At 35.9% G+C, this 18,249-nt stretch carries 18 protein-coding genes; 7 read left to right on the forward strand and 11 right to left on the reverse strand.

The features are described from left to right. Positions 1–452: 452 nt before the first annotated feature. On the forward strand, positions 453–650 hold the full coding sequence (locus CRO15_RS17800) for a hypothetical protein (protein ID WP_133067286.1): 198 nt from the start codon (positions 453–455) through the stop codon (positions 648–650). A gap of 8 nt (positions 651–658) precedes the next feature. Here CRO15_RS17800 and CRO15_RS17805 read toward each other — a convergent pair whose 3' ends face one another. Both CRO15_RS17805 and CRO15_RS20055 read right to left on the reverse strand, forming a co-directional pair. Continuing rightward, entirely contained in the window at positions 659–1,780 is a 1,122-nt protein-coding gene (locus CRO15_RS17805) for a hypothetical protein (RefSeq protein WP_133067287.1), read from the reverse strand. Between the two features lie 1,026 nt (positions 1,781–2,806). Next, entirely contained in the window at positions 2,807–3,184 is a 378-nt protein-coding gene (locus tag CRO15_RS20055) for a LytR/AlgR family response regulator transcription factor (protein WP_097047214.1), read from the reverse strand. On the opposite strand from CRO15_RS20055, the gene CRO15_RS17815 reads away from it, so the two are divergent. The 3 genes from CRO15_RS17815 to CRO15_RS17825 all read left to right on the forward strand — a co-directional run bounded on the left by CRO15_RS17815 (position 3,120) and on the right by CRO15_RS17825 (position 6,221). Next, a complete protein-coding gene (locus CRO15_RS17815; protein WP_165769994.1) occupies positions 3,120–3,410 on the forward strand; it encodes a hypothetical protein in 291 nt (96 codons plus the stop codon). The two genes, CRO15_RS20055 and CRO15_RS17815, sit on opposite strands and share 65 nt — an antisense overlap. A gap of 225 nt (positions 3,411–3,635) precedes the next feature. Beyond that, a complete protein-coding gene (locus CRO15_RS17820; protein ID WP_097047216.1) occupies positions 3,636–5,378 on the forward strand; it encodes a serine hydrolase domain-containing protein in 1,743 nt (580 codons plus the stop codon). 6 nt (positions 5,379–5,384) lie between these two features. After that, positions 5,385–6,221 (forward strand): LytTR family DNA-binding domain-containing protein, encoded by an 837-nt coding sequence (locus tag CRO15_RS17825; protein ID WP_097047217.1) that lies wholly within the window; start codon positions 5,385–5,387, stop codon positions 6,219–6,221. On the opposite strand, the gene CRO15_RS20060 is transcribed toward CRO15_RS17825, so the two are convergent. From CRO15_RS20060 to pdxR, 3 genes are all read right to left on the reverse strand, one after another. Further along, on the reverse strand, positions 6,196–6,336 hold the full coding sequence (locus CRO15_RS20060) for a recombinase family protein (protein ID WP_097047218.1): 141 nt from the start codon (positions 6,334–6,336) through the stop codon (positions 6,196–6,198). The two genes, CRO15_RS17825 and CRO15_RS20060, sit on opposite strands and share 26 nt — an antisense overlap. A 15-nt stretch (positions 6,337–6,351) precedes the next feature. Continuing rightward, entirely contained in the window at positions 6,352–6,483 is a 132-nt protein-coding gene (locus tag CRO15_RS20030; RefSeq protein WP_280950985.1) for a recombinase family protein, read from the reverse strand. A 129-nt stretch (positions 6,484–6,612) separates the two neighbouring features. Then, positions 6,613–8,088 (reverse strand): MocR-like pyridoxine biosynthesis transcription factor PdxR, encoded by a 1,476-nt coding sequence (gene pdxR / locus CRO15_RS17835; protein ID WP_097047219.1) that lies wholly within the window; start codon positions 8,086–8,088, stop codon positions 6,613–6,615. Between the two features lie 283 nt (positions 8,089–8,371). Between pdxR and CRO15_RS17840 the strand changes: the two genes are divergently transcribed. Together CRO15_RS17840 and CRO15_RS17845 are read left to right on the forward strand one after the other, a co-directional pair. Further along, positions 8,372–8,662 carry a DUF1272 domain-containing protein gene (locus CRO15_RS17840; RefSeq protein ID WP_097047220.1) on the forward strand — a complete coding sequence of 97 codons (291 nt, stop codon included), beginning with the start codon at positions 8,372–8,374 and terminating at the stop codon, positions 8,660–8,662. A gap of 2 nt (positions 8,663–8,664) precedes the next feature. Further along, the gene (locus CRO15_RS17845; RefSeq protein WP_097047221.1) at positions 8,665–9,327 is read left to right on the forward strand and encodes a pyridoxamine 5'-phosphate oxidase family protein; all 663 of its coding nucleotides are present in this window, start codon (positions 8,665–8,667) and stop codon (positions 9,325–9,327) included. A gap of 425 nt (positions 9,328–9,752) precedes the next feature. Here the strand turns inward: CRO15_RS17845 and CRO15_RS17850 are convergent, their stop codons facing one another. From CRO15_RS17850 to CRO15_RS17875, 6 genes are all read right to left on the reverse strand, one after another. Next, positions 9,753–10,538, reverse strand: coding sequence for a glycerophosphodiester phosphodiesterase family protein (locus CRO15_RS17850; protein ID WP_097047222.1), 786 nt, complete (start codon positions 10,536–10,538; stop codon positions 9,753–9,755). A 60-nt stretch (positions 10,539–10,598) separates the two neighbouring features. Then, positions 10,599–12,134 (reverse strand): serine hydrolase, encoded by a 1,536-nt coding sequence (locus CRO15_RS17855; RefSeq protein ID WP_097047223.1) that lies wholly within the window; start codon positions 12,132–12,134, stop codon positions 10,599–10,601. A gap of 26 nt (positions 12,135–12,160) precedes the next feature. After that, positions 12,161–12,586, reverse strand: a complete 426-nt coding sequence (locus CRO15_RS17860; protein WP_097047224.1) for a hypothetical protein — start codon at positions 12,584–12,586, stop codon at positions 12,161–12,163. Positions 12,587–12,663: 77 nt separating this feature from the next. Beyond that, positions 12,664–13,545 (reverse strand): helix-turn-helix domain-containing protein, encoded by an 882-nt coding sequence (locus CRO15_RS17865; RefSeq protein ID WP_207763959.1) that lies wholly within the window; start codon positions 13,543–13,545, stop codon positions 12,664–12,666. A gap of 333 nt (positions 13,546–13,878) precedes the next feature. Continuing rightward, a complete protein-coding gene (locus tag CRO15_RS17870; protein WP_097047226.1) occupies positions 13,879–14,271 on the reverse strand; it encodes a hypothetical protein in 393 nt (130 codons plus the stop codon). Continuing rightward, complete coding sequence (locus CRO15_RS17875) at positions 14,272–14,751, reverse strand: hypothetical protein (protein ID WP_097047227.1); 480 nt, start codon at positions 14,749–14,751, stop codon at positions 14,272–14,274. It lies immediately after the preceding gene. Between the two features lie 642 nt (positions 14,752–15,393). Between CRO15_RS17875 and CRO15_RS17880 the strand changes: the two genes are divergently transcribed. Further along, a complete protein-coding gene (locus CRO15_RS17880; RefSeq protein WP_097047228.1) occupies positions 15,394–18,216 on the forward strand; it encodes a hypothetical protein in 2,823 nt (940 codons plus the stop codon). Positions 18,217–18,249: the final 33 nt, after the last annotated feature.

Raw genomic sequence — 18,249 nt, forward strand, 5'->3', positions numbered from 1 at the left:
GCATGGAATTATCCCTTCTTACTAATATACGGTCAATTAAGCATTTTAGGATTAGGCAGTTATATTTTTAAGTTACCCATATTGGAGTATTTATAGAAAATGAGAAATAATTCAAGATACAACTGTTCAAAGGTTTTAACAGAAATTCTACTTTCCTATCTCGGTTACAATCGATCAATGAATCCATGGGATAAAACTAAGCAGGAATTTCCCTTATTATAAAACCTAAATAGGGTTTTCATTTTTTTGAAATTCAATTACCGCTTAAAGCATTGAGTCTACCGTTTAAGGTTTTGTGAATTCAAGATGATAAGAAAAAAAATAATTTTATGTAAGAAAAGTATCTAAAACCAAACTTGGATATATATTAAAACATATATGCTATGCAATCGCTAATATCGAACACAATAGATTACAAGCTTTGTTTGAATGATGAAGCCAAAAGTTTATTTATGAATTCGCTGCAAGAACTTGTAAAATCCAAATGTTCTGATTTTATGGTTTACAGAGTGGTTAATGGTAATATTAGAAATCTACCAGATTATAATGAATGGCAAGAAACCGTGGAAATTGATGAAGACACTTATGGAGAACTCCATCTGAACCTTTGCCAGAAAATAGGCAAGATTGTAAGGAGAGGGGTTATCTGATGTATCGATCAATTCTTTTTTACCCTAAAGGTTATACCTTTATTGGTGATAATGGTAGTAGGGCAGCCAAGACGCAGGGTATTGTCCTTTGATGAACCCACTCCTTGTCCGGTAACCACTATCAGGGGGACACCATAAGTCGGGCTCGAGGGTGCAGTATCGACAACGCCAGCCAATCTGTTGTTCGCGTCTAGGCTATTTCCGGTAAAAGTGCCATCACCTTCAAGGGCATCCGGGCAATTGTCACCATCACTATCCGTGTCCATATAATCTATTATCCCATCTCCATCAGTGTCCAAAGAACAATCCGAAACATCGCCAGCTAATCGTTGGGCATATAAGCTTATACCATCAATTGCCATATACTCATAAACCATCCCCGTGCCATCACTATCTGCCCGAAATTCCAACCATTTTGTAGGCGAAGTGGTGGTAAAGGTCATTTCTTGTAGCATCCAAATTTGATTGCCCACTCCTTTATAGTCCATAGCAGTACTAAAAGAAGTTGGTGTACCTAAAAAATCTCCGATTCTCCAACGCGCTTTCTGAGCCGGGTCAATGGGTGTGATTCCTTCGATGCCTGCATTCGCCTGATAAAATTTTAGCACATAGGTTCTTCCCACGTCCAAATCATCCAATCGAACAAAAAATGATTCACCGAAATTGTTCCGAACACTCGCACCTATAAATACCCCTCCATCAGGGGAAGGAGGCATCCCATTAGCACTTGCAGCTAAAACGCCACTTCCATTTAAAGGTACGGGGGCAATCCATGAATCTGGAGAACCATTTCCTTGGGCCCATCCAGCACCTGGGGTTGTAAATCCAGTAAATAGTGAAACACCTACTAAGCCATTAGGTATATCGTTGCTTACAACATCGGATAAGGATTCAAAAGTGCCATCCGCATTTTGGGCACTTAGAACTTCTACAGGAGGGCATTCCACTTGATCAAGAATCCCGTCGTTGTCATCATCCATATCTTGGCAATTTGAAATACCATCTCCATCGGTATCCAAACCAAAATTGAAGGGTGCCAAGCACTGTCCATACCCAACTGTACAACTGGAAATAAGAAAAAGTAGAGGAACAATCCACTTTTTATTTAAAAATTGATGTTTTGTAGTCATTGGTTGCCCATTTAGACTTTCACCCAGCCTATCAAAATTCATTCTTGTGGGCATCGTTAGTGAAAACCTATGTCATCGGATAGAAAGTTCATTGAAAAAATGGTTGTCTGTTTTTGTTATTCAGTAAACGGTGAGTTCCATGACTTTATCGGTATTAGACAATCTGAGATGTAGGTAAGAGATCACTGGTTCGTTTATAAAACAGAAAAGAGATCTCTTCAGAAAAACATTGGTAGGTAGAAGTGTTTTTCGAAATAGTTGTTTACTAGGAAAGCATGACAAAATATGGTTTTAGTACATTGAATTTGGACCGGTAGACTTTGACATTATTGATAATAATTGATGTGTCCTTCAATTTTGGCAATTGTTTTTCAAGTGTCTTATAGAATTAACCTTTTCCGGAGCTTTCAAGCGTTTAGGTAAATAGGGTCTAATCTCACCTTTATCTAAACTAATTCTGTTGCAAGCTTTCTTTCTTCAGATGGACTGGTCTTGTTGCTTTTGAACTGGAAAAAAATGGTTAAATTTAGGGTCAAATAAGTTCATTTAAAATCCAAGTACGATCCGGCTGGCATTTCGGTGCGCACACAGAACAAGTAAAATTGTAACTTTTTGAACGTCAGATAGATAATATAGGCATTACGACCCTGTCGAAGTCACGAATAAATAGTTCAATAAGAAAAAACGCCAAGTTTACTTGAGCGTTTTTTTTGTGGTATTTTTCAAAGCGAAACTTTTTCAGGAAAGACAATGGCAATCCTGTCGAGGTCACTGGAACGAAACTCCAAACGAATCAACATTAGCCTTAAAAAGAAGGTGCCTTTGCTCATTTGGGATGCTAAAAAGAAAAAGCTAAGGGTACTTTAAACAAAGTTCAAAGCCATCTTTTTCAATGCTACCAAGATTTGAAATTTAAGGAAAAACTCGTTACTGCAGAATTAGTCAAAGCTGAATACATAGGTGAAAGTGATAATTGATTGATTGCTATAAAAACCCATTTTTTCTGTGTTTTAACGTAATCTCTTCTCAACACATCGAATTGATTTTATTATAGAATCCGGCCCTATAGGTATTGCTTATGGAAAGTTTCACACACCCTATGATAACTCGATTATCCTCAATTGACTTTATTTTATTTACTTGCACAATGTGAGATTTGTGAATCCTAACAAATTTATTTTCGGGTAATAGGTCCAATACCTCACCCATTTTACCAAGGGCCATCACTTTTTTACTTTCCAATTGGTATATAACATAATTCCCGGACCCTTCAATGTATAAAATGTCATTGATATCTACCCGGTCTATTTTCGTTCCGTTTTTGATGAATATATATTCCTTGCTACTACTAAGCAAGGGCTTTGAATCCATTGCTACGAATGTATGGATGAACAATGATTTCATTTCAGTGGATCAAAATGGAGTTAAAGCGAAAAATGGGTATGGTCTGGGTACTGTCATTTCTTATGATTCTCAATTAAATATCGGTCATGGAGGTGTTAATGTTGGTTCTTGTAGTGAGTTACGCTACTTTCCCGAATCCGATTATTTGCTTATCGTCTTGGCCAATAATAGAAATGGAGCAATAAACACCTATAACTTCTTTAAAAATAGTTTGCCTAGAGAATAGTAATGGTGAAGAAGAATCCTCTTTTTTTGGCTTTAGCAGTATCAGTAATTTTAATGAATATAGGATCGCTTAACCGCAAGAAGTAGATTTCCAATAGCCAAAACCATTCAATCTTATTGGAAGCCTGTACATTTCATATTCAAAAACATATCGCTTCACTTCATTTTAATACAATTTCAACTTTTCGAGTCCAAATTGTTTGTTGTTTTGGGAAAAACATCAATCATGAAGAAAACAATTCAATTTTATCAATGCCTAGTATTTTGCCTTATATGTTCAGCTGTTTGGGCACAGAACAAAAACAAGGAACTCATTAGTTTTCAGAAATCATTTCCTGATTTCGTTTCAAAAAAAATGAAAAAACACAATGTGATCGGAGCCAACGTGGCGGTTGTTGTTGACAATGAAGTAGTCTTGGATAAAGGGTTTGGTTTTTCCGATTTAAAAAGTGGACGGAAATCAACGGTTGACACAAAATACCCTATTGGGTCGGTATCCAAGGTAGTTACCTCAACAGCTGTGTTAAAACTATATTCCGATGGTCGTATCGATATTGATAGGCCATATACGGATTACGTATCTGATTTTGAAATGAAGAAACATTTCTCGGGCCCAATCAATTTTACAGTGCGCCATTTATTGTCACATTACGCGGGATTACCTCGTTTACTGGCCAAAGGATTTTTAAAGAAACGGCCCTTGCCTTTGGATAGCCTTTTACGGAATAGCCGTAACGAATATCTCATTGCACCTGCAGGTAAGGCATATCAGTATTCTGACTGGGGCACGGATTTATTGGCTTTATTGGTGCAGCGAGTGGCAAAAATGCCTTATGAGGAGTTTGTGGTCTCCAATGTGTTTAAACCTTTGCAGATGGGTAATTCTGGCTTTGGTCCTGTAGAAACCAAAGGGTACATAAATGGAAAGGAAACTCCAACCTATGGATACAGTTGGTCCGGATCTGACGGGGTATATTCCACGGCTTCTGATTTGGCCAAATTATGCCAAGTGTATTTTAACAAGAATGTAAATATTCACAATCCTTTTCTCAAACCTGATGTCGTAAAGCAAGCTGTTACCCTTCAATTTATGGATGCTCCAATGGCGTATAATACTCAAATTGGATTGATGTGGGAGATACAACAATACAATGGGTTTAAAAGGGTAAAAAAAGGTGGAATCCATGAGCCATTCTATACCTATATATTTTATGTTCCAGAGTATAATGCTTCAGTAATTGTATGCAGCAATTCCAATGCTTCAAGCCAATTGCACTGGAATGTTTGGTCCAAGGTATTTGATTTTTTATCCAAAAAGTATGGTTTAAAAGGGAACTTGCCTCCAATAAAGAGAAAGTCGGGCAAAGTGAACTTGACTACCAGTCAAATGAAAGAATTAGGAGGTAGTTATAGCACCAATCTTGGAATCTTGAACTTGGAACCTGCTGGCAAAAAATTCAATGCAACGCTTGGTCTTGATAAGCAAAAAGGAACGGCAACGCCTCATGAGGATAATTTGCTTAAATTATCGGTAAAGATGATGGGTATCAAGGTGCATGCAATGGATATGTTTTGGGACAAGGTTGGGGATGAGCTCATTGTAGGGGAACAATACGAAAGCGGAAGAAGAAATATTGGTGGGGCGAAAATCAGCAATACAACAATTCCCGAGTCATGGCAACGAGCAGTAGGAACCTATGAAGTGGTCAACTATGATGCAATTGATTATCAAACTATTGACAAGGTCAAGTTATCGATTAATGAATACGGGGTATTGGAATTAAGGGTACATCTTCTCTATCCAGGTGAAACTGAATTTCAATTGGGGCTCTCTCCCATATCCAACAGTTTAGCAATTATACCGGGCTACAACTTTGAATTTTTTGGCGGGGAAACCGTTGAATTGATTAAAGGAGATGTTTTTGAATTGAAGTTATCGGGTTATAAACTTCAAAAGTTAGAGAAGTAATAGCAAATGGGGTTTTCATTTTTAAGATATAAAAACAGCAATGAATTAGGGTCGCAAGAACTACTTTTTAAGTGGCCCTATATAGGGTTGATAGCCATTTCTATTACCACTCTCAATTTTTTGATTACCTATAACCTTCGAAATGCAACTGTACATTACCTGTATTTCTATATCATTGATTTGGTGACCACCTATTTGATTACAGAATTTTATGCCTTGGGTATTTACATCTTGAACAAAAGGGCACCCTTGTCCGATGATTTTGTGAAAAGGGTCACTTATCAGTTTACGGTGCATACATTGAGTGTGGTAATTTTCAGTATTCTGCTAAATGAACTTCTGGATAACATTTTTTTCAAAGGAGAGCGACTTTCGCTTTCCTTTGAATTTTATACACAGGATACAGTATTGGCTCTGCTTTTCACGCTACTTTTTCATTGTCTGTATTTCGGCCTGTATTTGTTGTCCGTTAAAAAATCCCCTTTAAAAGAAGAACCGCGAAAAATCAAAGTGCTTCAAGGCACGGCCTATAAACTGATTGACCTGAACAATGTTATTTGTATTTATACAGCTGTGGGAAACACATATATAGTGGATGACAACTATGATAGGTTTGTATCTGAAAAAACTTTGAGTGAATTCGAAGAACTGGTTTCTAAACGCTTTTTTAGGGCCAACAGGCAGTTTTTGCTCACTATGGCCATTATCGACTCTTATAAAAGTGCCGGGTATGGTAAGGTGAAAATTATTTTAAACGCAAATAACATTAGTGATTTTTCTGAAAGCATCTATGTAAGCCGGAGTAAGGCTTCTTCTTTTAGGTCATGGCTGAAAGAGGGATGATGTGGAGAGAATTGATAGGTCTAGGTATCCGTTTGGTTAAATGTATCAAACTCCTTGCACGTCTGTCCAGTTTCCAAACTACAATGGTGTCACCTTCCCGGACATAGTTCAACAGCTTTTTGAAATTCTTTCACTCTTCTTTGGTACTTGACACATTATTGGTATAAATGTTCTTTTGGGGAATTCTCTCTTTAAGAAGTGCATTCAATTGCAGGTCCAAATTCTTCTCCTGGACAATTACCCTGGCATATCCAAAAATCATATGGGTTAAATTAAATAGTTGTCAAAATGTAGGGTAATTGTTTAATACGGATAAATAGACTTTATGCAAATAGTAAACCCGAGATTCTGGGAAGGTTAAATAAAATGGTCATTTATCTGAACACATTTTTTAAAGAATACTATTAATTGCATTCTTTAACCTATTTATTAGTTCATAAATTTCTTCCTCGTTATACGAAGCAAAACCAATTCTAATTGAATTGTGCCCTAATTTGGCTGCATCATACCGCCTCCAATCTCCAATTTCCAATCTATATTTTCTTGCCGCTTCAGAAATTGCTGCCCAAGAGTAATTCGAATTCAACTTTGTCCAAACCGCCATACCACCTTTTGGTGTTTCAAACTGAAAAAAACCACCTAATTCATCCTTTAAAAGTTTACAAAACAAATCACGTCGTTGTTTATAAATTTTCATCACTTTACGAATGTGCCTATCTAAATCGCCGGACTTTATAAAACTAGCAAATGTCAATTCTAAAAGCGCATCACCTTGCCTATCCATAAAACCCCTAAGTTTTGAAGCTTCATCTACAAATGCTTTTGAAGCGATTAAATATCCTATCCTATAAACAGGTGCAACGGTTTTGCAAACCGAACCAATATAAATAACATTGCCATGTAAATCATGACTTGCCAAAGGCAAAATCGGAGCATGGTTATAGTTAAAATCATAATCGTAATCATCTTCAATAATTGCAAAATTGTATTTCCGTGAAAGATTCAAAAGATGAATTCTCCGTTTTGCAGAAAGTGTTACCGTGGTAGGATGGTGATGATGTGATGTTACATATACCGCCTTAATTTTTTTTCGTTTGCAAAGCATTTCAATATCACTAGTGACTATTCCATCTTCATCAACCGGTACTCGCTCTATTTTTGCTTCTTGGTATCGAAAAGTGGAATCAGCAGACTCATAATTGGTATTTCCCACTACTATAACATCATCTTTTTTAAGCAATAACTGTGAAGATAACCAAATGCCCATTTGACTACCACGCGTAATCAGTACATTTTCCTTGGTTGTATGTAGACCTCTGGTAGCATTTAAATAGTCAGTCAATACCTCACGTAATGTTTGATTACCATATGTAGAAACATAGGAGAGATGTTCAACGATCATTTTCTTGGCGGAAATTCTTCTGTACGTTCTGGCAATTTCATCAATTGGCGTTAACCTTGAATCTGAAATACCATCATTGAAACACATGAAATCAGGATTCCTTTTTGTGGATTTTTCAGGTAAAATGGAATTTTTATAGAAGCAAAAACCAGCATTCTCCTTTAAGTCAAAAATCGCTGAATCCTTTAGTTTCTGTCGATGTAATATAGGCAAGCTGCCCAATACAAAAGTTCCTTTTTTAGGAATACTTTCCACCCACCCTTGTAATAACAACTCTTCGTAGCAGGCAACAATTGTTTTTCTATGAACATTTAGTTGTTCGGCTAAAATTCTACTACCTGGGAGTTTGGTATTAGGCGCTAAGGTTTGGTTCTTAATATATTGAATAATTTGATTTGACAACTGTAGATATAATGCTTGGCTACTTTTTCTATCAAATTGAATGCTGGTCTTATATGGAAACATCTGGACTACCTATTATATAAATTCTGGATTGTTACAATAGTCCATGAATATAATACTTTTGAAATATATAAGTCTAAAAACTCATAAACAATGAAAAATCCAAGCCCTTTAAAATTGCTATTCCATTTGCTGTGTCTCCTTTTGACAGTTATACCATCATCCGCACAAAATGATGAGATTTAGTCTATACATCAGATGGATAGTCTTCAATTAAATGGAACAATGAGTCAACCTTTTTTGAGACCATACGCATGGACCACTATCCCTACTAAACTATTATAACATGCTAGAAATAAGACCCAATTGCGAGCATTGCAACAAAGATTTACCAAACACTTCTACCGAAGCAATGATTTGTTCCTTTGAATGCACATATTGCAGAGAATGTGCCCTTGAAATCTTTGAAAATGTCTGTCCGAGTTGTTCAGGGAATTTTGTTGGACGACCCATTAGACCCCGAAAAGAAATTGAGAAAAATAAAGCTTCGACAAAACAAATATTCAAGCCAAAAGATCTAGAAAAAGCTAAAATAAACTCTAATAGATATAAAAATATTCCTCCGGAAAAAAGATAAGTATGAAAATATATTCAAAATCGAAACTAAACCGAGTAAAACGCGGTCATAATAGAGCAACTTACGATGTTGAAAAAATCAACAGCATTTTAGATGCTGGTTTTATTGGCTACCTAGGTTATGTGTATGAGGGTAAATCGATTACATTGCCCATGGCCTATGGAAGAAAAGACAATAAGATCTATTTACACGGTTCGCAAGCCAATAGAATGTTGCTAGCATTATTGGATGCTAAAGAAATGAGCATGACAGTTATGCATTTAGATGCTTTGGTTTTGGCCCGATCTGGTCTGCACCATTCGGTAAATTATCGCTGTGCAACTTTATTTGGTTCAATTCGGAAACTTGAAGACCCAAGGGAAAAAGAATTGGCTCTTTTTTGTTTTATGGAACATATGATGAAAGGCCGATGGGATGAAATCAGATCAATGCACCAAGAAGAATTAGATAGAACACTTGTAATAGAAATGACAATTGAAACCGCTTCAGCTAAAATTAGGGATGTTGGTGCTGAAGACGAACCGGAAGATTACAACTTGGATGTCTGGGCGGGTTTAGTCCCCTTAAAGCAAATTGCTGAATACCCCATCCCTGATGAAGGTTTGCCTCAGAAAATGGAAATTCCGAAACACGTTTTAGATTATTATTGGGAAAACAAACAATAAAATTAGTTACAATAGCACTTAATCACACCTTTATCTAAACTAATTCTATTACAAACTTTCTTTCTTTAGATGGACTGGCCTTGTTGCTTTCAAACTGGAAAAAATTGGTTAAACTTAGGGTCAGATAAGTTCATTTAAAATCCAAGCGCTATCCGACCAGCATTTCGGTGTTCACCCAGAATAATAAAATTATAACTTTTTGAATATCCGATGGATAACAGAATCGATACAACCCTACCGTGGTTATTGGGAGTAAAAGGCCATCACAAAAAAGTGATGGCCTTTTGTTTTATTCAAAACTTGAGACATGACATTATAAGCTAGGAACAGAATTAAAACAATTGTGTTTGCTAGACTGTCTGTTTTCAAAAGATTATTTAAATAATCCCATCGCGGCCCGCCAATGAATTCAAAAAGGCCTAAAATCAGGCATTGAATACTTCATTATATAATTTTCTAGGATTTGAGGTAAAGAAAGCGTTGGCATTATAATTTTTAATACTGTCAAACTGATTTTTTGAATCAACGGTTATCACCTCCTTACCCTCATGCAACCAAAGCCAAAGCTTCTTCTCTTTATTATTTATTGATTTTACCAAAGAGGTAGCAAGAATCTTCTTTCCATTATACGATAAAGGCATCATCATAATTGAAGCTCTGGGTCTTACAAATTTTCCAAATCCAAGATAATGTGCAACCAAGTACTGCTTCACTTCTTTAGAAGAGGCACCATATTCCCAAAACGGTCGTTTTTGCCTAAATGCTTTAAGGATATAATGATATTTAGAGACAATTACCACTTGTTTATCGCAATATGCCTTTTCAATAAGAGCAATGGTTTTATCAACAATTTGAACATCCTTGGTGTGAATATCCAACAGGAACTTGGCTTTTGGAAAATGCCAAAATACATCTTTTAACAATGGTATTGTAACTGGATTTTTCCTGTACGGAAATACCTCCTTTTGCTGAAAGTTATAACCAGCATTCATTGTTTTTAATTCACTATAATTTGTTTCAGCCACGCTTTTATCCAAATTGGTAGTACGTTTTGTGTTAGCATCGTGAAATAAAACTACCTCCCCGTCCTTTGTCAGTTGCACATCCATTTCAATACGCCAACTAGAACTAATCGACTGACAATGGGCAATGGCTTCAAGAGTATTTTCGGGAAACTCCCCTTTGCCGCAAGCATAACAAATGACCTCCATATTAGATTGATTTATGAGGTAAATTAATTATAAATTAAAAACTCCATTCACAATATAGTCTTAATTGCTCCTATGAATAAAGTTGGCATATCTCTTTAACACGGCCCAAATACTTCTGGATTCGGCGTTACTATAATCTGACTCAAGGGGCATTATATTACAGACATAGGTAAACCCTAAATTAGTGGTTGGGTCCAGATACATAAAAGCACTAACACCATAATCTCCACCACTGTGCCCCATTACACCACTCTTGCTATGTTCCCAAAAAAGTCCATCTCTCCTACCTTTAAAGTCACCCTCCATTTGTTCATGCTGAACTTTCATCATTTCTTTTAAATAAACATTGCCAACAATTCCATTTTTACCAATATTCCCATTAATATATGACATTACATATTTGCTTAAATCTGATATGTTTATGTACATTTCTCCATCGGGGTATGTTACTATTGTTCTTTTGGGAAGTGGGTTCCTTCTAAAATCATATTGCGTTGCAAGTGTATATTTGTCAGTTACTTTACCAGACCACGCAGCACTTTCCAGTTGAAGTGGATTTAGTATGTTTTGTTGCACAAACTCATCATAAGGCACGCCACTTACATATTCTACTATCAGTGCTGCCAAAGCTGCTCCTGTATTGGAATAATACCAATCTTCACCTGGCTTTGCTTTAAAAAAACTCTTTTTCTTAAAGTCTTTCCCCTCTACAGATAAATGCCTTTTCAAAAAGTCCGACATTGGCAGTCTTTTATTCTTCTTGGCACTATTTAATTCCTTTAGAAAATGTTTATGGTAATCATATTTGCCAAGTGCTTCCTTGTCCTGTAAAATATAAGCTTTATGATAAAATCCTTGTTCATTGATTGTTGATGTATGGGTTGCCAAATGGCGAATTGTAATAAGGTTATTGGGAAAATAGGGATTTACAATTTTGAATGGTAACAACTCATTTATCGGTGTATCTAACGTGAGCTTTTCTTGTTCAACCAATTTCATGAGTGAAAGACCAATAAACGTTTTTGAAATAGAGGCGATGTTTTGAACTGTCTCAATAGTATATGGAACTTTATCTTTCATATTTGCATATCCCATAGCATTTTGATACAGTATTTTCTCCGCATTTAATATACTTACTCCAAAACCTGGAATATGGTTACGATCATATAAGGTTTTTAGAGTATTGTTCAAATGAGATTTTACAGAATCATTAATCCCAATGAGTTTTATTTCATAATTTCCTTTTTTATACTTTTTATCCTCTCCCAAAGTCGTCACTTTAATTTCATACCTGCCATTTGAAAGTGCATCAATAAGGATGATTTCGTTTCCATTATTGCCATTGGGAGAATCAAACTCTTCAATTTCCTTATCATTAGGGGCGTAAGTGGTTATTTTTAAATCAATACCTATCTGTTTTAGGTTCAATAAGGCAAACTGGTTTTTCTTTAATTCTATTTGATAACTATCCGAGTCACCCAGTTTAATAAGTTTGGACACCTTTTCACCAATCGCCAATTCTACCTTATTGTTCTGAGCTAAGCCATTCTTGCCCACAAGAATCAGTACTAATATTCGCAATATTATTTTCTTCATGTTTTATTTAGTTGGATTACTATTTTCTAGAGATTATTAGCTGCAACTAAGCTATTCACCTCAATTTTCAAGTTAAAAGCTCTTGAATGTTCAACTCCATCCTTGTCCGTAAGCGTAACATAAATTTTATGCGGAGCATCATAATTTATGGTATCAATATTAAATGTTTGGTTAATTTCCCAACGTTCATTGTTGGAAACATTTACAAATTCTTGGTCTACATTGATAGTGGGAATGCGCACATCAATATGCGAAATACCATCATGATCTTCACCAACAATTTTAATGGTTAAATATCCTCCAAGTGAAATAGAACCATCTGGATTATTGCCATTTGTATTAACAGACAGCCTACTTCTATACCCATCTGATTCAAAAGAGGCTTCAAGGGTACAAGCAGTTGGCAATACTAAACAACCCAACAAACTAAACGCAGCAACAATTTTCTTCATTTTGATTTTTTCAACAAATGAAGTGGAACAAGAAACAAGAAACGCCCCAATGCTTCCGTTGGCACTAACTTTTAATACTACATATACTGCTTTCTATACTCAGAAGGTGAAAGGCCAGTTTCTTTTTTGAAGATGCGGTTAAAACTGGTTTTTGATTTGAAACCACTTTCATAAGCTATTCCCAAAAGGGTGAATTTATTAAAATTACTAGATTGAAGTTTTTCTTTTACAACCGCAACTCGCTCCTTATTTATAAGGTCATAAAAAGTGGTCTGTAGATATTGATTTAAAAAGGCGGAGAGTTTTTTATCCGTAACCTCCAGTAACTTTGCCAGCTTGTTCAATGTAAGGTCCTCATCAAGATAGGGTTTTTCTTCTTTCAGGATGTATTGAAGTTTTTCTTCCAAAAGCTGGATTTCTTCATTTGAAAAAGTACTGGCCATAATTACCTTTTGCCGTTTTACATCACCACTCAAGTTCCCATTATCCAATAATAAAAAACTGGGGAGTAATATCTTGGACTGATTTGCCCCATGATAGCCTAAATATGCTATTAGAATTACCATGGAGATAACAGTAATATAACCAGCATCCCACCCTAAATATCCAAATACCATTTCGTACAATTCCGAAAAAATATCCAGAGAAATAATTATTAAACTCCCGAAGAGCAATCTTCTTATCCATAAAAAATCATAGTTGGTCAAAGAGGAATAATTGGTCTTAATTAGAGCAACATACTGTTTAAACAAATGAAGACAGTAAAGTATATACCCTACCAACAGCAGGCCTCTAAAGATTACCATTAAATAGGTATGATTAGACAACCATCTTAAATACTCAAATATGAAATTTCCTTTTATGGCTGATACTAAAACAGGAATTGAAATGAAAACCAAATAAAGCAAGAAAGGAACAAAATGAATTAAATTCTTTCTTATAAGCTTATTGGTCGCCAAAAACAAAGATTTAATATACAACATCAATAGAGGCCCAATGAACCATACTATAGTATCCTCCGGAATAAAAGAAACCCTAAATAACCATGTTATTTTATGATATTCAGCGTAAAAACGCAGCGAAACAAAAAGCAGAAGAATAAAAAAAACAGTTAATATAACATGTGGTAGTTCTTTTTGTTTCTTTTTAAATAAAAGAAAAAGTATAAGAAGTGTTATAACAATACCACCAACCAATATAAAATCTACCAATAACTTCATTAAAGGTTTATTCCAAAATTACTATAATCCTGTTGGGCAACAGATTTGTGACCTAATTTTATCGCTTCTGTATCAGCTACCAAACATCAATAATATTCCAATAAACAAAAAAACAATCCATCCCGGATGTTTTCCTTTGGTGCCAATTAAGACTATTATTGAAGATATAAACATGGTGTATGCAGTAGAACTGATGATAAATTTCATGAACTCCGAATTTACCATGTGATAATCAACAGCTATACGCACTAAAAAAAAACCAAAACACCAACCAAAAATTGAAGCCAAATGCCATGTGGCCCAAAGTATACGCAAATGCCTCACTTTTAGACTTGCACTTTTCTTTGAAGGCACAAGAGTACCTTTAATTCTTTTGTCATTAAAAATCATGTATTCACCAAGAATTGAATGGATAATCCCAAGCAAAAAACACAATACACCGGCAATAAGGAAATAGATATTCATTTATTTGGTCATTTTACCTAGATTGATTTTTTCAACGCTTTTAAAACTTACTTCTCTTACAAACTCCATATTCCCCCAGAGATAGGTGTTCCCTTTTAACCCTTTGGTCATCTTCATTCTTCTGTTAAGGCGTGCGAGTTCCTTTTTTGAGGCTTTCCTTTTTTGTCCCAATTCTCCATATAATTTGATTGCAGGTGTTGTTGAAAATCTTTCTTTAAACAATGCTCTAATCCAAAACCAACGATTACTATTCACACTTAAAACACATATGTTTTTATTGTTCTTTACATGAATCGGAAGCTTTGAAGGGAATTTTTCAAAATAAAATCCAGTCTGGTCATCATTTAAAAACAGGGACCCTATTGGTGTTACCGTTGGATTATTATTTGCATCTACCGATGCAATTGATACATGAAAATTCGATTTAAAACTTTTATTGAAATGCTGCCTGATAGCATTCCAATCCGTACTAATATTCATCTATTTTTTATTAACTATTATTCTACTCATTTAACCGGTCAATGCAGTGGCAGAAAGATTCTATATTCTGAAACAAAGACATGTCTATCACCTGAGTAAGATCAATACTGTTGTTTCAATATCCATAATTAGACAAAAAAGCTCAAAAGCGGACTAAATATCTCAAATGAATATAATTTTTAGGCTATATCCCGGTCATTCGAAAAAAGAAAAACATCTACAATGTTTAAGGTAAACACCTCAAAATTTGGTATTAGACGTGTATTTTAACATATTATGCAAAAAAAGTATCAGAATATGTTTAACTTCTTGTAGAAAGCCATTATATACTAAAGTATATTAGTTTCCTCTAAATAACCAACCCTTCTTTCTAAAAATAGGATTAAGGGACTTAAAACCAATAACAACCAAACCAACCAATCAAAAGGTGGATTTTAGACCATAAGATCACTTCATTTTTGTTAACAACAACATGAAGTGATCTTTAAATCCATTTTCAGATATAAATTGTACGGACAGAAAGACTCTTCATACTTATGTACAAACGTAATAGCAAAACTAGGTTGGTTTAATCTAAAATTTCATTTTAGACTCAGAACTTTTTAATTCTAGTTTAGTTCAATTTTTTTACGCCAAACTTTTATGACCATCATCAAACACCTTTCCATTCCACTTATTATTATTTTACTTCATTGCAATATGCCGGTTGTATCAGCTCAAACAGATTGGCTAATTAACAATTCATCATACAACGCCGAAGTAAAACATGTTGGCAATGAGCTTGAAATGACCAATGGGATTATTAAACGTGTTTTTCGCATAACTCCTAATGCCGCCACAGTAAGTTTAGACAATTTAGTTACTGGTGAATCCCTCCTTCGTGGCATTAAACCAGAGGCAATCATCAAAATAGATGGTATCAATTACGAAATAGGTGGATTAAAAGGACAGCCCAACTATGCATTTCTTAAACCAGAATGGTTGAATTCTTTAAAGGGAGATGCTTCTTCCATGCAATATATTGGGCATGAAATTAGTGAGCCAGAAGCTCCCTTTCAATGGAAGCGGGTAAGGGATTACGCCAAAGACTCCCAATGGCCTCCCAAAGGGGTTCATCTACGCATGGATTATATTATGCCAGAACCTCAAGACTTATTGGGTGGAAAGGCTTTGCTCCCAAGTTCGTATGGTAGAAAGATTCTTTACAAGACAGATTTCAACACCCTTGATGATTCCTGGAAAACTATATATTCCAAGGTGCATGAGCGCTCATCATTTCAAAATGAAGGCAAGGTAGGAGAAATCTACACCCCTATAAACACTGCTGTTTACATTGAGAAAAAGTTGGATACAAATGCCAAAATTATTGAAGCAACTTTCAATATAGGAACAGACAAGAGCAAGAATTATGGGCCAGGAATTACTTTGGTCTGGCCTAAAAAAACAATCAAATTCTATCTTCGACCTGGTGGAAATACATATGATGATGGCGTACCCATGTTCGGTCTTTGGGATGGGCATAAGGAAAATAAAGCTGCAGGTGGGCGTCAAGTATTGGATATGACCAAACCCTGGACGCTTCGTTATCGTATTACAGATCTAGGTGTTTTTTGCGAAGCCAAGCCACAAGATGGTGATTGGCGTACCATTGAAGAGCTAAAACCTTTCGATACCATGCCCTCCCATGTACGTATTGGTAAAACCAATGGTAAAGGAGAAGGTAATGACAGTGAAACAAAATTTGGCGAACTGGTTAGAATGCAGGTTATGAACTATACTACCTATGGTAATCTCCACAAAAACGTCGGAATGGGATTCACTAAGGAAGATATTACGTTATCAGTTCATTATGAACTGTATGACGGCATTCCTGTAATGGCCAAGTGGATTACTTTAATGAACAACAGTGGAAGAAACATAACAGTCAATAAATTTACCAGTGAAATTATTGCTGCTGTTGAATACGGTTCGGCCGTGGAAACACGTGAATTCAATGTTGCTCCACCTAACATTCATGTAGAAACCGATTATGCTTTTTCAAGTTTCAATGTAGAAGATGCCAACCATCATACAGTGCATTGGCTACCTGACCCAGACTACCATACACAGGTCAACTATCTCAGAATTACGCCATGCCTACTTAATGTAGGTCCAGAAATTGGTCCAAACAAAACCATAGGACCAGGCAAAACTTTTAAAACCTTTCGCACTTTTGTAATGCCTTATGATAGTTATGATAGGGAACGACAAGGAATGGCCTTACGGAAAATGTACCGTACCCTTGCTCCATGGACCACTGAGAATCCCCTTATGATGCATGCTCGATTTGCAGATTGGGAAAGGGTGAAAAGCGCTATTGACCAAGCAGCAGAAGCAGGGTTTGAAATGGTGATACTGACCTTTGGAAGTGGATTCAATATTGAAGATGATAGCAAACAATATTTGGCTAAAATGAAAAAATATGCCGATTACGCTAAAAGTAAAGGTATAGAAATAGGCGGGTACTCTCTATTGGCCTCTCGTAGAATTGGTGATGGACATGATGTAGTTATGCCCCCTGGACAACGTCCAACTTTTGGAAACTCACCATGTATTGAAAGCCAGTGGGGACAGAATTATTTTAAAAAATTGTATAATTTCTATGAAAAAACGGGCTTTACCTTGCTTGAACATGATGGCTCCTATCCCGGAGATGTATGCACGTCACAAAATCATCCTGGGCATAAAGGCCTAGAAGATTCGCAATGGGAACAATATGAGACCATTTCACAATTCTACCAATGGTGTCGTGCAAATGGAATTTACCTCAATATACCAGATTATTATTATATGGCAGGAGGCAATAAATGTGGTATGGGATATAGAGAAGTCAACTGGAGTCTACCCCGTAAACAACAACTTATACATACAAGACAGAATATTTACGATGGTGCATGGCAAAAAACACCTTCCATGGGGTGGATGTTTGTTCCGCTTACCGAATATCATGGAGGTGGTGAAGCTGCCACTATTGAACCCCTTAAAGATCATCTTCACCATTACGAGATGATGATGGTCAGTAATCTTGGCGGGGGTGTTCAAGCTTGTTACCGCGGCCCACGACTTTTTGATTCCAATAAAACCAAATCCATGGTCACCAGAGTGGTCAATTGGTATAAAAAACACCGTGAAGTATTGGAGGGTGATATTATCCATCTACGTAGAGCTGACGGAAGGGATATTGATTACTGGTTGAGTGTTAACCCCAAAGGTGAAGAGAAAGGAATGTTGATGGTTTACAACCCAACCAATAAAACAATAACCAAGAACATTAAAGTACCCCTATATTATACAGGACTTACTGATGGAGCCAAGGTTCAAATAGAGGATGGTTCTATTAAAAACTATACCTTAAACAGAGATTACTCCATAAAAATAGAAGTAACAGTACAGTCTAACAGTTATACCTGGGTGGTTATTAAGTAATATCTATTTGATAAACAAACTGAGTAAAAAATG

The organism is Flagellimonas pacifica (assembly GCF_900215465.1).
Lineage (GTDB): Bacteria > Bacteroidota > Bacteroidia > Flavobacteriales > Flavobacteriaceae > Flagellimonas > Flagellimonas pacifica.